13 protein-coding genes are annotated in these 13,318 nt (G+C 67.3%); 6 read left to right on the forward strand and 7 right to left on the reverse strand.

Translation table 11 applies throughout. From position 1 onward, the window contains the following. Window positions 1–64: 64 nt before the first annotated feature. Window positions 65–1,045 (reverse strand): ArsR/SmtB family transcription factor, encoded by a 981-nt coding sequence (locus tag NMQ09_RS17165; protein WP_255191800.1) that lies wholly within the window; start codon window positions 1,043–1,045, stop codon window positions 65–67. A gap of 192 nt (window positions 1,046–1,237) precedes the next feature. Here NMQ09_RS17165 and NMQ09_RS17170 point away from each other — a divergent pair, with 192 nt between their 5' ends. From NMQ09_RS17170 to NMQ09_RS17190, 5 genes are all read left to right on the forward strand, one after another. Next, window positions 1,238–1,462, forward strand: a complete 225-nt coding sequence (locus NMQ09_RS17170) for a DUF3311 domain-containing protein (RefSeq protein WP_255191801.1) — start codon at window positions 1,238–1,240, stop codon at window positions 1,460–1,462. Continuing rightward, window positions 1,459–2,934 (forward strand): sodium:solute symporter family protein, encoded by a 1,476-nt coding sequence (locus tag NMQ09_RS17175; protein WP_255191802.1) that lies wholly within the window; start codon window positions 1,459–1,461, stop codon window positions 2,932–2,934. Before NMQ09_RS17170 ends, NMQ09_RS17175 begins: the two co-directional genes overlap by 4 nt. A 50-nt stretch (window positions 2,935–2,984) precedes the next feature. Further along, window positions 2,985–3,596 (forward strand): DUF6517 family protein, encoded by a 612-nt coding sequence (locus NMQ09_RS17180; RefSeq protein ID WP_255191803.1) that lies wholly within the window; start codon window positions 2,985–2,987, stop codon window positions 3,594–3,596. 335 nt (window positions 3,597–3,931) lie between these two features. Next, on the forward strand, window positions 3,932–4,855 hold the full coding sequence (locus tag NMQ09_RS17185) for an HFX_2341 family transcriptional regulator (protein ID WP_255191804.1): 924 nt from the start codon (window positions 3,932–3,934) through the stop codon (window positions 4,853–4,855). Window positions 4,856–4,964: 109 nt separating this feature from the next. Continuing rightward, complete coding sequence (locus NMQ09_RS17190; RefSeq protein WP_255191805.1) at window positions 4,965–5,726, forward strand: LamB/YcsF family protein; 762 nt, start codon at window positions 4,965–4,967, stop codon at window positions 5,724–5,726. A 4-nt stretch (window positions 5,727–5,730) separates the two neighbouring features. Here NMQ09_RS17190 and NMQ09_RS17195 read toward each other — a convergent pair whose 3' ends face one another. The 3 genes from NMQ09_RS17195 to NMQ09_RS17205 all read right to left on the reverse strand — a co-directional run bounded on the left by NMQ09_RS17195 (window position 5,731) and on the right by NMQ09_RS17205 (window position 9,053). Beyond that, window positions 5,731–7,083, reverse strand: coding sequence for an acetyl-CoA carboxylase biotin carboxylase subunit (locus NMQ09_RS17195; protein WP_255191806.1), 1,353 nt, complete (start codon window positions 7,081–7,083; stop codon window positions 5,731–5,733). Window positions 7,084–7,173: 90 nt separating this feature from the next. Continuing rightward, complete coding sequence (locus tag NMQ09_RS17200; RefSeq protein ID WP_255191807.1) at window positions 7,174–8,151, reverse strand: 5-oxoprolinase subunit C family protein; 978 nt, start codon at window positions 8,149–8,151, stop codon at window positions 7,174–7,176. Then, window positions 8,151–9,053 (reverse strand): 5-oxoprolinase subunit B family protein, encoded by a 903-nt coding sequence (locus tag NMQ09_RS17205; RefSeq protein ID WP_255191808.1) that lies wholly within the window; start codon window positions 9,051–9,053, stop codon window positions 8,151–8,153. Before NMQ09_RS17205 ends, NMQ09_RS17200 begins: the two co-directional genes overlap by 1 nt. 184 nt (window positions 9,054–9,237) lie before the next feature. Between NMQ09_RS17205 and NMQ09_RS17210 the strand changes: the two genes are divergently transcribed. Then, window positions 9,238–9,483 carry an acetyl-CoA carboxylase gene (locus tag NMQ09_RS17210; RefSeq protein WP_255191809.1) on the forward strand — a complete coding sequence of 82 codons (246 nt, stop codon included), beginning with the start codon at window positions 9,238–9,240 and terminating at the stop codon, window positions 9,481–9,483. A 12-nt stretch (window positions 9,484–9,495) separates the two neighbouring features. On the opposite strand, the gene NMQ09_RS17215 is transcribed toward NMQ09_RS17210, so the two are convergent. The 3 genes from NMQ09_RS17215 to NMQ09_RS17225 are packed head-to-tail and all read right to left on the reverse strand — an operon-like array spanning window position 9,496 to window position 13,225. Beyond that, window positions 9,496–10,368, reverse strand: coding sequence for an FAD binding domain-containing protein (locus tag NMQ09_RS17215; RefSeq protein ID WP_255191810.1), 873 nt, complete (start codon window positions 10,366–10,368; stop codon window positions 9,496–9,498). After that, window positions 10,368–12,749, reverse strand: a complete 2,382-nt coding sequence (locus tag NMQ09_RS17220; RefSeq protein WP_255191811.1) for a xanthine dehydrogenase family protein molybdopterin-binding subunit — start codon at window positions 12,747–12,749, stop codon at window positions 10,368–10,370. The genes NMQ09_RS17215 and NMQ09_RS17220 overlap by 1 nt, the downstream gene beginning before the upstream one ends. Further along, window positions 12,746–13,225 (reverse strand): (2Fe-2S)-binding protein, encoded by a 480-nt coding sequence (locus tag NMQ09_RS17225; protein WP_255191812.1) that lies wholly within the window; start codon window positions 13,223–13,225, stop codon window positions 12,746–12,748. The genes NMQ09_RS17220 and NMQ09_RS17225 overlap by 4 nt, the downstream gene beginning before the upstream one ends. Window positions 13,226–13,318: the final 93 nt, after the last annotated feature.

The following is a 13,318-nucleotide window of genomic DNA, read 5'->3' on the forward strand; positions in this document are numbered from 1 at the left end:
AAATTGGTCGGTCGGTGGCAAATAGTTGTTGACACGGCCGAGCGCTCGAGGCCAATCGTCGGGTCTAGGCGAGGCGAGGGGTGGACCAGTACCAGTAGAGCGTGACAGCGGTGAGGACGACCAGTCCACCGAGGAAAAACAGCAGTCCCGGCGGAAGCGTCGACGCGACCTCGAGGGCGTCGGCCGAGGTGTCGGTGACGATCGTGACGTTCTCGCCGGGGTCTGAACCGGTGACCGTCGCGTCGTCTCGCTCGCCGGTGGGGAGATCGTCGACGTCCACCTCGTAGCTCGTCGGTTCGCCGGCCTCCTGGTCCACGTCGGGCTCGTCGGGAGCTTCCTCAGCCGCGGGGGACTCCTCAGCAGCGTCGTCCGCCGATTCGTCCTCGTCGACCTCGTCTTCGTCGGCGTCGAAGATGCCGGCGTCGCCGGCGTCGCCGGCGTCTTCTTCCGGCGCGTCGGCGTCGGCTTCCTCCGGCGCCTCGGCAACCTCGTCATCCGACGCGTCGTCGTCAGCGGCGAGGTGATCGTCCTCGTCGTCCGCCGACGCGTCGGCGGCGGCCGGCACGGTGCCGTCCGGCGGCACCTCCGCTTCCTGCACTTCGGGTGCGAAGAACTGCCCCGCGGCGTGCTGGACCAGCAGACTCCCGCCCGCCAGCGCCACGATTCCGCCGATAAAGCGCGAGATAGCCTCCTTCAACTGCGCGGCTTTCGACTGATCGCTCGTGACGATCAGCGGCCCGTTCGCCGTCGCGTAGACGCTCATCTCGTTGCCCCGCGAAGAGTACCAGGTGTCGACGACCTCCACGAGGCCCGCGTCCTCGAGTTTCTCGAGGTGATACCGGACGTTCTGGATGGAAGAGTCGATCGCCTCGGCGACGTCACTGGGCGTCCCGGGCTCGTCGTGTAGCGTCGTGTAAATCTCCCGGGCCGTCGTCGACGAGAGCGCACCGAACACCGCGTCGGCGTCCTCGTCAGCCAGGTCGACGACCCGAGGCTGTCCCTCCTGCGATGGCGTCTCCGATCGGAGGGGAAACAGGCGGGCCATATCGGTCTCTGCTCACACGTATTCGTCAACGACTATAACCCCTTTCCATAGGTCAAATTCGCATTTTACCTTCGGACAGTTCGATAATACGGGCAAACCGTAGCTGACGATAACGAGTTCTGATGAAGAAAACTCTTCGATGGTTAGAACCGGATAGAAGAAGTTATACACTACGGCAGATCAGTGACTCGTATGCGTTATGTCGAACTGGCCGGCTGGACGATCGTCGCCGTCGTCCTCTGTACGCTCGCGATCCCGTGGTTCCTCTGGGGTGACGCGACGGTCGTCACTGGCTTCCCGCTGTGGCTGTGGTGGCACGTCGGCTGGATGGTACTGACAGCCCTCGTCTTCTGGCTCTTCGCGAACCGCGCGTGGGGAATCGGCATCGAACCCGAAGTTACGGAGGGGTCGAGATGAGCCTCGGGATTCAGCTCGGGATCATCGTTGGCTACCTGCTGATCGCGCTGGCGATCGGACTCGTCGCCTACCGGCTGACCGAGCGCACCGCCGAGGACTTCTATCTCGCGAGTCGGACGTTCGGGACGGTCGTCCTCCTCTTTACGACGTTCGCGACCCTGCTGTCGGCGTTCACCTTCTTCGCCGGCCCCAACGTCGCCTACGAGGCCGGCCCCGAGTACATCCTCGTGATGGGGCTGATGGACGGCATCATCTTCGCCATCCTCTGGTACGTCATCGGCTACAAACAGTGGCTGCTCGGCCGCCAGCACGGCTACGTCACCCTCGGCGAGATGCTCGGCGACCGCTTCGGTTCCAACCGGCTCCGTGGCCTCGTCGCCGTCATCGGCCTGCTCTGGCTCTTCCCGTACGTCATGCTCCAGCAGGTCGGTGCGGGGACCGCCCTGGAGGCGCTGACTGACGGCGCCGTTCCCTACGCCGCGGGTGCCGGGCTGATCACGCTCTTCATGATCGGCTACGTCGTCGTCGCCGGAATGCGTGGCATCGCCTGGACCGACACCCTTCAGGGGGCGTTCATGCTCGCGACGACCTGGGTCGCCTTCGCCTGGGTCGTGATCGCGCTCGGCGGGCCGGGCGCGGCGACGGGTGCGCTCGCCGCCTCCGACGTCGGCGAAGAGTTCCTCGGGCTCGGCAGCGACTTCTACACGCCCCAGTGGATGCTCTCGACGGCGATCGTAATCGGCTTCGGCGTCGCGATGTTTCCCCAGGTCAACCAGCGCTTTTTCGCCGCGGGCTCGAAGACCGTCTTCAAGCGCTCGTTCGCCCTCTGGCCGATCCTCTGTGTCCTCCTGTTCGTCCCCGCGTTCATCCTCGGCGCGTGGGCGCGCGGGGTCGGCCTCGAGATGGGCGACAGCGGCAACATCCTCCCGGTGATCCTCGCCGAGTACACGCCCGTCTGGTTCGCAGCGCTGGTCATCGCCGGCGCGATGGCCGCGATGATGTCCTCCTCGGACTCGATGCTGCTGTCGGGCTCGTCGTACGTCACCCGCGACCTCTACCGGCCGTTCATCGATCGCGGGCTCTCCGCGCGACGCGAGGACCTGATCGCCCGCGTGGTCGTCGTCGGCTTCGCCCTCTCGACGTTCGTCGCGAGCCTCTACACCCCCGCCACCCTGTTCGAAATCGGTGAGGCGGCCTTCTCCGGCTTCGCCCAGCTCGCCCTGCCCGTGATGGTCGCCCTCTACTGGCGAAAGACCACGCGTACGGGCATCACCGCCGGCATCGTCGGCAGCCAGCTGTTCTACCTCTCGAGTCTGTTCGTCCCGCTCGTCCCCGGCACCTACGCCGGCTGGACGGCCGGCATGGTCGGCATGGGACTCGGGCTCGTCTTGACCGTCGCCGTCTCCGCGCTGACCTCCCCCGCTGCGACCGAAGAGCAGGCGATCTACTTCGAGGGCTTGCGCGCAGACTGAGACGACCCCGACCGCCAGTTCGAAGGACTCCCGCCACGTACTCGAGCGCGATGCCGACGCCCCTCCCGCCGGCCTTCCGCGAGACGTGGCGGCCCGTCGGTACTCGCAGGCGACGCAGCCGGTTCGCGCTCGTCTCGAGCGTCGCCGAGACGACGCTGTACGAACACGGTCCGACCGCCGACGCTCTCAGCGGGTCGGTCACCGCCGGTGAGCGCTCCGTCCGGTCGCTGTTCGCGATCGAGTTGCGGCTGACGCCGCCGCTTCCCGCGATGGGCATCGCCCCGAAAGCGGTGCTCGGGATGGCGGCCTCCCAGGTGCGCCGCAAGGTCGTCGACAGCGTCGAAGCCGAGGGAGTGATCGCCGGCGACGAACGCGAATCGAGTCCGTTCGAACGCGCAGACGGGACGGTCGGACGACGGTCCGTTCTCGAGAGCGCCGTCCGACTCGAGCCGGCCGGCGAGGACGAAACGCGAACGATCGACGCCGAGACGCACGTCGCCGTCTGGCCCACCGCCGAAAGCTACGGCGTCGCCGGCGGCACACTCCCGCTCGAGGATCCACCCAGGTTCGGCGCCGCCCTCGAGGTCGACCCCGAACGGGACCGGGAGGCGGTCCTCGAGTTCGTGGCAACCGTGGTTCCGGGCGGGGAGGACGAGGACTGAGAATCGTAACGCGGCCACGACTACAAACACGGATAACGATTACTACACAATGTGTGTATGTCCGGAGCGAGCGGTAGGTGGTGGTTTCGGTCCGCTCCGGGTTCGTCCGTACCAGCCAACTGGCATTAATTCTGTATCCTACATGTGTTGGCAGTGTGCAGGGTCGGTCGCCAGGAACCCGTCAGCAGTGAGAGCGAGCAGCATACTACCTATGTTATTTGTTACCAGTGATCGCTCGAACGAGGCAGCGATCACCGGTAACACGATACAATGATCCGTACGGCGTCGTGTCGAGTCTGATGGGTTTTATACCCGCCGAACGCCCTGTACCGCATATGCAGACGCACATCGTTCCGGTCGGCTTCGATTACGACCGGCTGATCGCGCCCCTGGTGCGCGATCAGATCGACGTCGACCGCGTGATTCTTCTCGAGGGTGCGGTCGGCAGCGAGGCCAACGTCGAGTACTCCCGACGCCTCTCTCGCAAGCTCGAGACGGACTTTCAGAACTTACTCGGCGCGGAGACCGAGCGGTTCGTTCTCGAGGACGTCTACGACTACGACGCCGCCTTCGAGGGCGCCTACGACCTGATCACCGCCGAACTCGACCGCGGAAACGACGTGTGGGTGAACATCGCGGCGATGCCCCGGACGGTCAGCTTCGCCTTCGCCAACGCCGCCCACTCGCTGATGGTCGAACGCCAGGACGACCGCGAGAAGATCCACACGTACTACACCGCCCCCGAAAAGTACCTCGAGACCGAACTCGCCGAGGAGCTCCGCGAGGGCGTCCGGCTGCTCGAGGACGCCCTCGAAGGGGGTGGTGACACGGTGGAACTCGGTCGTGATCGCGTCCGGGAGCGACTCGAGAGCGCCCGCGACCTGCTCGCGGAGTTCGACGAACGGGGGACGACGATCGGCGCGAAGGAAATAAACGGCGGCCACCTCGTCGAGTTCCCCGTCGCCTCGTTCTCGAACGTCAAACCCTTCGAGGAGCTCATCCTGTACAAACTCGGCGAGGACGGCGAGTTCGCCTCGGTCTCCGAACTCGCGGAGTCGCTCGCCCGCGAACTGGGCGAAGAGTACACCGATAGCTTCCGCTCGAAGGTCATCTACAACGTCGACCAGCTCGGCCCCGGCGGGAAGGGCTACGTCGAACGCGAGGAACACGGGAAGTCCTACCGGACGCGACTCTCCCGGATCGGCGAACTCTGGGTACGGGCACACTCCGATACGGAACCGACGCACCTCGAGAACTGACGGCCGGCGCCAATCTGAGACACGGTTCGAGAGATCGGCCGAAAGCCAGTTCGGGACGTTTCGGACCGCCGAAACAAGCTATAAGCGCACCTCCGTCCCACGTTCTCGTATGGTAGCGATCGACATCAACTGCGACATGGGAGAGAGCTTCGGCAACTGGACGATGGGCCGGGACGACGAGGTGATGCCGTACATCACCTCCGCCAACGTCGCGGGCGGCTTCCACGCGGGTGACCCGCACGTGATGCGCGAGACCGTCGAACTCGCCGTCGAACACGACGTCGGCATCGGCGTCCACCCCGGACTCCCGGACAAGATGGGATTCGGCCGGCGAAAGATGGACGCCACGCCCGAGGAGGTTCGTGACTACGTCGTCTACCAGCTCGGCGCCCTCACGGCGTTCGCCAACCGCCACGGCGCGACGGTTCAACACGTCAAACCCCACGGCGCGATGTACGCGATGCTCTCAGAGAGCGAGGACCACTGCCGTGCGGTGATGGAGGGCGTCCTCGAGGTCGACTCCGACCTGATCTACCTCGCGACCGACATGAACATCTACGAGGTCGCCCAGGAGTACGACGACCTCGATGCCGTCTTCGAGGGCTACGTCGACCTCGAGTACAATCCCGACCGGACGCTCGTCCTCGAGAAAGAAAAGGCGCCGAAAGACCCCGACGTCGTCGCCGACCGCGTCGTCTCGATCGCCACCCGAGGAGAAGTCGAGGCCGTCGACGGGTCAACGATCGACGTCCCCGCCTCGTCTGTTTGCATCCACGGCGACGGCCCGAACGCCGTCGAGTTACTCGAGCGAACCCACGAACGACTCGAGGAGGAAGGCGTCGAGCTCGCTCGGCTCGACGAGCTGGTGTAGCCCGTCACTCGTCCTCGAGCCCGTCGAACTGCCGGTCGAGGTACTTCGTCGTGTGCTCGTTCTGGCGGAACGTCTCGTCTGCAAGGACGGCGAGGTGGAACGGGATCGTCGTCGCGATCCCTTCGATCTCCGTTTCTTCGAGCGCCCGGCGGCTCCGCGAGAGGGCTTCCTCGCGGTCCCGGCCACTGACGACGAACTTCGCGACGAGCGAGTCGTAGAAGGGGCTCACCCGGTCGCCCTCGTTCACGCCGTCGTCGACGCGGACGCCGTTGCCCGTCGGCGGCTGGTAGGTCTCGAGTTCGCCCGGGGTGGGGGCGAACTCCCGGGTGGGATCCTCGGCGTTGATCCGAAACTCGATGGCGGCCCCGCGGGGCTCTACCTCCGCTTGCTCGAAGGAAATCTCCTCGCCTGCGGCCACCCGGAACTGCTCTTTCACGAGATCGATTCCCGTGACGGCCTCGGTGATCGTGTGCTCGACCTGGATCCGGGCGTTGACCTCGAGGAAGTAGAAGTCGCCGCCCTCATAGAGGAATTCGACGGTGCCGGCGTTGGTGTAGCCGGCCTCGGCGACGCCTCGCGTGGCCGCTTCGCAGAGCTCCTCGCGCGTCTCGTCGTCGAGGACGGGCGAGGGTGTCTCCTCGATGAGCTTCTGCTGGCGGCGCTGGACGGAACAGTCGCGCTCGTAGAGGTGACGGACGTTGCCGTGTTCGTCGGCGATGACCTGGACCTCAATGTGGCGGGGATCGTCCAGGAACTTCTCGACGTACACCGCCGGGTTGTCGAAGTACGCTTCACCTTCCCGCCTGGCCTGCTCGAACGCCGACTCGATCTCGTTCTCGTCCTCGACGACGCGCAGCCCGCGACCGCCGCCGCCGCCGTCGGCCTTGATCGCGACGGGATAGCCGTGTTCTGCGGCGAACTCGCGTACTTGCGCCGGGTCGTCGATCGGGTCGCGAGTGCCGGGGACGATCGGCACGCCCGCCCGATCCATGAGCGTCCGGGACTTCGTCTTCTCGCCGAAGTCGGCCATCAGCTCCGACGGCGGCCCGACCCAGGCGAACGGCGACTCCTCGACCCGCCGGGCAAACGACTCGTTCTCGGCGAGGAAGCCGTAGCCGGGGTGGATCGCGTCGACGTCCGCCTCCGCCGCAGCCTCGAGTAAGGCCTCCCGATCCAGGTAGCTCTTGTCGGCGACGGAGGGGCCGACGTGGACCGCCTCGTCCGCCCGCCGGACGTGTTTGGCCGTCTCGTCTGCGTCGCTGTAGACGGCGACGGTCTCCATCCCGAGCTCGCTCGCCGCCTGCAGGACGCGGACGGCGATCTCACCGCGGTTCGCCACGAGGACGCGATCGAACATGGGTGATTTCGGCGCCTCGAGCACAAAGGCACTCCGCCTCCAGCGGGGGGGACCGAGCTGTGGCGAGGGCCACGGACTCGAGCGTGGGGTTCAGCTCGAGAGCGACGCGTCGATCTCGGCGAGTCGCTCGTCGCGCTCGCGGCGGGCCTCGAGGGCCTCCTCGACGTCGACGGGGACGAGCGAGACGGTGTCGTAGGTCCGACACTGGGCGAGGGCGTCCCGGTCGGTGCTGATCACCGTCCCGACGGTCGCGTAGCCGCCGCCGGTGACGGCGTCGCGCATCAGGACGATGGGCTGGCCGGCCATCTGGATGGAGCCGACGGGGTAGCCGAGGTCGACGACGTTGGTGACGTCCGGCCCGGCCCCGAACGGCTGCTCGCGCTCTTCGAACATGTCCGTGATGTCCGGTCCTTCGAACCGGTAGCCGACGCGGTCGGCCTCGTCGGAGACCTTCCAGTCGGCCGTGAGGAACGCCTCGCGGCCCTCGTCGGTGAGCCGGTAGTCACAGAGGCCCATCACGACACGGATGTCCGTGCGCGAGTAGTCGGGCAGGTGGTCGTCGGCCACCGACTGCCCCACCAGGTCGTCGGCGTCGCCCTCGGCCTCGCCGATCGTCAGGACGTCGCCCGCCTCGAGCGCGCGCCCCTCGTAGCCGCCGATGCCGATGAGGGTGTACGTCGATCGGCTGCCCATCACGGGCTCGACGTCGATCCCGCCGGCGACCGCGAGGTACGCGCGCACGCCTTCACCCGCGAAGCCGAACTCGAGGACGTCGCCCGCCTCGGCCTCGACGGCCGTCCACGTCGGCACCGGTTCGCCCTCGAGCGTCGGCTCCATGTCCGCGCCGGTGACGGCGAAGACGGCGTCCGCTTCGAACTCGAGGGCTGCACCCTGATAGGTCATCTCGAGGGTGGCCGCCTCGGCGTCGTTGCCGACGAGAGCGTTCGCCACGCGGTGGGCGAAGTCGTCCATCGCGCCCGAGGGCGGCATCCCGATGTGGTAGTGGCCGTGCCGGCCAGTGTCCTGGACCGTCGTGACGAGGCCGCCGTCGCGAACGTGCAGGGACATCAGGAGACCACCTCCACGAGCCGCTCGTTGTAGCCGTGTGGGTCGGCGAAGAACTCCTCGGGCTCGAACTCGACCGTCTCGCGGGTGTAGCGGTACGTCCCCGCCTCGATCTCTTCCCGGATCGCGTCGTACTCCTCGCGGTCGATCTGTCGGAAGTTCAGGATGTCTCCCGGGTTCGGGAGCACCATCGACTCCTCGAAGTCGGCCAGCTCCTGGTCCACGTCGAGGACCTCAACCGGCGTCCGTCCGTAGAGCTGGTAGCCGCCCGCGCCCTGGACGGGGTAGATGGCGGTGAACGCGCCGCCGAAGCCGATCGCCCGGCTCGGAGTGTCGGTCCGGGGCTGTTCGTATTTGGGCACCTCGATCTGTTCGTCGCGGGGCACCATCTGGAAACAAAAGGGGAGCCCGGGAACGAAGCCGACCATCGTCACCATGTGCGGCGCGCCGGCGTGGTGGTCGATAAACGCCTCGACGGAGTCGAAGTCGTTGATCCGGGCGGAGTACTCGAGGTCCGTCGCGTCGGGGTCCTGGTGGCGCTCCCGGAACTGCATGAGCGTCTCGTGGGTCCACGGGTCCTCGTAGAGGACGGGGAAGTCGAACACCCGCGCCTCCCACCGATACTCCGAGACGTCGATCGCTGACTCGAGTCGCTTCAGTTCCTCGATCAACTCGTCCGGGTGGAGCACGGCGGGATCGAACTGGATGAGGTAGGAGGCGTTCGCGGGAGCGACCTCGAGCAGCCCCTCGAGGTCGTTCTCCTGAATCTCCTGGCAAATCGCCTGGGCCTTGAAGTTGGCGTCGAAGCTCATCTTCTCGTCGAGTTCGACGAAGACGTAATCGTCGCCGCCGTACTCGTACCGCGGTTCCGGAAGCTCCTGGTGTTCGATGGTGACGTCTCCCATACTACCCACACATCCGACCGTCGGAACCCTATAGGTTCCGTTTCGAACTATCAAAATTTCATTCATTATGGACTAATCGTTCAGTGGACGGTTTCCACGACTCTATTTGCGGAGGTCTCGACGAACGGCCGATAGTCAAAATCTAAATAAGTGGGACGAGTAGCCGTGGATGGTACCTGATCCCATGAGTACGGAACGCATTCAGTCTCCGATGCCGGGCGTCTTCTACAGTCGGCCCGATCCCGAGGAACCGCCGTACGTCGAAGAAGGTGACCGAGTCTCCGAGGGCGACGTCGTCGGCCTCGTCGGCGTGATGAAGAACTTCCACGACGTTACGGCCGAGTCAGACGGAACGATCACCGAAATTATCGCCGAGAACGAACAGGAGATCCAGGCCGGTGACGACCTGCTGGTCCTCGAGACCGACTGACGCCCGCACTTCTCACTCGTCGTCTTCGAGCCCGCACACCCGCCGGAGCGCCCGTTCCGTGTCGACCGAGAGCAGGTGGGCGCGGTACTCGGCGGACGCCTGGACGTCCGAACGCAGTTCGTCGACCACGAGCCCCTCGGTCGCACGGGCGGCCGCCGCGGCGATCGTCTCCTCGTCGGCCGTCGCGTCCTCGAGTTCGTCCTCGACACCCGTCAGCCGGACGGGGTGTGGCGGCGTGCCGGTCGCGGCGACCCGCGCCTCGGCGATTTCGTCGTCCTCGAGGCGCACCCACGCGGCGACGCCCACCAGCGCGTAGCCCGACAGCGGGTTCCGTCGCTTGACGTACGCGCTCGTCGCGTCGTCGTGGGGCGGGATCGAGAGCGCGGTGACGACCTCGTCGTCGCCGACGGCCGTCTCGAAGTGGCCCTCGAAGAGCGTCGTCGCGTCCAGCCGGCGCTCGCCGTCGGGTCCCCGGAGCTCGAGCGAGCCACCGAGCGCGAGGACGGCTGCCGGCGGATCCGACCGGGCGTCGCCGTGGGCGAGGTTGCCGCCGATCGTCCCGCCGTTTCTGACCTGCGGGTCGCCGAGTTCGCCGGCTGCGTCCGCGAGGGCCGTCGCGTGCTCGCGAACCGGCTCCGACTTGGCGAGTCGTGCGTGGGTGACGAGCGCGCCGATCGTGAGCGCGTCGTCCCGCTCGTCGACGTCGGAGAGGCCATCGAGGCCGGCCACGTCGACCAGCGCCCGCGGTCGCTCCTCGCCGGTCTTCATCCGCGGGAGCAGGCCGTGCGTGCCGGCGACCAGCTGCGCGCCGTCGTGTTCTGTGAGCAGCTCGATCGCCTCCTTCACACTCTCGGCTCGGTGGTACTCGAAGTCGCTCGCGTACATCACTCCCCACCCCTCGTGGCCCGCCAGACCGTCTCCGGCGTGATCGGCATGTCGAGGTGGTCGACGTCGAACGGCTCGAGCGCGTCCACGACGGCCGAGACGACCGTCGGCGCCGCGGCGATGGTGGCCGACTCGCCGACGCCCTTCACGCCGAGCGGATTGTGCGGGCTGGGCGTCACCGTGGTGTCGGTCTCGAAGTCCGGCAGCATCGTCGCGTGGGGGACGGCGTACTCGTCCATCCGCCGGGTCCGGAGGTGGCCGTCGTCGTCGTACGCACCGCCCTCGTAGAGTGCCGCGCCGATGCCCTGGGCGATCCCGCCGTGGACCTGCCCCTCGACGATCATCGGGTTGATGATCTCCCCGCAGTCGTCGACGGCGACGTAGCGCTCGATCTCGATCTCCCCCGTCTCGGGGTCGACCTCGACGACCGCGACGTGGGTGCCGAAGGGGAACGTGAAGTTCTCGGGGTCGTAGAAGTTCGTCACCTCGAGTCCGGGATCCATCCCCTCGGGCAGATTATGGCCCAGGTACGCCTCCGCAGCGATCTCCTGGACGTGCATCGAGCGGTCGGGTGCGCCGGCGATCCGGAACTCGCCGTCGGCGAACTCGAGGTCGTCGGCCTCCGCCTCGAGCTGGTGGGCGGCGATCTCTCTCGCCTTCTCGCGCACCTCGCGGGCACCGCGGGCGATTGCGCCGCCGCCGACCGACGCGCTCCGGCTGCCGTACGTTCCCATTCCCTGCGGGATGCGGTCGGTGTCGCCCTCGACCACCTCGACGTCCTCGAGCGAAACGCCGAGCTCCTCGGCGACGACCTGGGCGTAGGTCGTCCGGTGACCCTGGCCCTGGTCGGCCGTCCCGACGAGGACCGTCACGGTCCCCGTCGAGTCGAAGCGGACGATCGAGCTCTCCCAGCCGCCCGCCGCCGCCCCTAACTCTCCGGCGACGCCCGACGGCGAGAGCCCGGCCGACTCGACGAAGTTCGCGAGACCGATTCCCAGGTACCGACCCTCCTCGCGGAGTTCGGCCTGGCGCTCGCGCAACTCCTCGTAGCCGACGTGCTCGAGGGCGACGTCCATCGCGCGCTCGTACTCGCCACTGTCGTAGACGACCGCGGCGGCTGTCTCGTAGGGGAACTCGCCTGGCGGGATCTGGTTGCGCCGACGGAGTTCGGCCGGGTCGAGCTCGAGTTCGCGGGCGGCGACGTCCACGAGCCGTTCGATCACGTAGATGCCCTCGGCGCGGCCGGCCCCCCGGTAGGCGTCGACGGGCGTCGTGTTGGTGAACGCGCCGACCACCCGGCAGTGGATCGCCGGGATGGCGTACTCGCCCGAGAGGATCGTGGCGTAGAGGTACGACGGGGTCGCCGTGGCGAACTGCGAGAGCTGGGCGCCGAGTCCCGCGTGGGTCTCGACCCGAACGCCCCTGATGGTGCCGTCGTCGTCGAGGGCGATTTCGGCGCTCGTGACGTGGTCCCGGCCGTGGCAGTCGGTCAGGTAGCCCTCCGCCCGGCTCGCCTGCCACTTCACCGGCCGGCCGAGTTGCATCGAACACCAGGCCGTGATCGCCTCGTCGGGGTAGTGGTAGATCTTGCTGCCGAAGCCGCCGCCGACCTCCGGCGCGATCACCTGGATCCGGTTCTCGGGGAGCCCGAGCGTTCCCGCCGAGAGGAGCATCCGGTGGAGGTGGGGGTTCTGGCTCGTCGTCCACAGGCGCAACCCCCCGGTCGTCTCGTTCCAGTCGGCCAGCGCCGCCCGCGGCTCCATCGCGTTCGGGATCAGCCGCGGCTGGCGCAGGTCGACGCTCGCCGTCCGGTCGGCGTCGGCGAACGCCTCGTCGACCGCGTCGGCGTCGCCCAGTTCGAAGTCGAAGGCGACGTTGTCCGCCGCGTCGTCGTGGACCGGCGGGAGATCGGCCTCGACTGCCTCGACCGGGTCGGTGGCGAACTCGAGCGGTTCGTACTCGACGTCGATCCGGTCGACGGCGTCGCGGGCGGCGTGGACGCTCTCGGCGACGACCGCGGCGACGGCGCGGCCCTCGTGGCGCACCTTGTCCACGGCGAGGATCTTGTACTGGGGCGTGACGAGCCCGGGGAGCATCCAGGCGGTCGGGATCGTGTTCGGGACGCCGCTGTCCTCGACGTCCGCGCCGGTGAAGACGGCGAGTACGTCGTCCATCGCCTCGGCCTCGCTCGTATCGACGTCGACGAGCCGGGCGTGGGCGTGCTCCGAGCGACAGATCCCGAGCCAGGCCGTCCCGGGCAGCGAGACGTCGGCGGTGTAGGTCCCCTCGCCGCGCAGGAGCGGGACGTCCTCGTCGCGGGAGACGGCCGCGCCCATCCCCTCTGACGGTCGGTCCTCCGTACTCGCATCGGTCTCGCTCATCGTTCTTCTCCACGCTTGGCCGCCGTGGCCTCGATCGCGTCGACGATGTTGTGATAGCCCGTACACCGACAGAGGTTCCCCTCGATCGCTTCTCTGATCTCCTCCCGCGTGGGCGCTTCGGCGTCGCGGAGATACGTGTCCGCGGTCATCACCATCCCCGGGGTGCAGTAGCCACACTGCAGTCCGTGGTGCTCGCGAAACTGCTCCTGGAGCGGTGTGAGTTCGCCCTCGGGGGCGAGTCCTTCCACGGTCTCCACTTCAGCGCCGTCGGCCTGGACGGCAAAACGCAGGCAGGACTTGATCGCCTCCCCGTCCAGCCGGACGGTGCACGCGCCACACCGCCCCGTGTCACAGCCGAAATTCGCCCCTGTGTACCCGAGCTCCTCTCGAAGTACCGTGAGCAACAGCGTTCGCGGCTCCACCGTCAGCCGATGCTCCGTTCCGTTCACCGTCAGTGAGATGTCGTGTGCTGCCATCTGGATCGTCTCCGTTGTCGTCGACGCCCCGTGTCGGTTGTGCTCGCGCCACACGGCTGCGTCTGCTCAGTCCACTCGTTGGAGAGGCGCAAA

This window comes from Natronobeatus ordinarius (genome assembly GCF_024362485.1).
Taxonomy (GTDB): domain Archaea; phylum Halobacteriota; class Halobacteria; order Halobacteriales; family Natrialbaceae; genus Natronobeatus; species Natronobeatus ordinarius.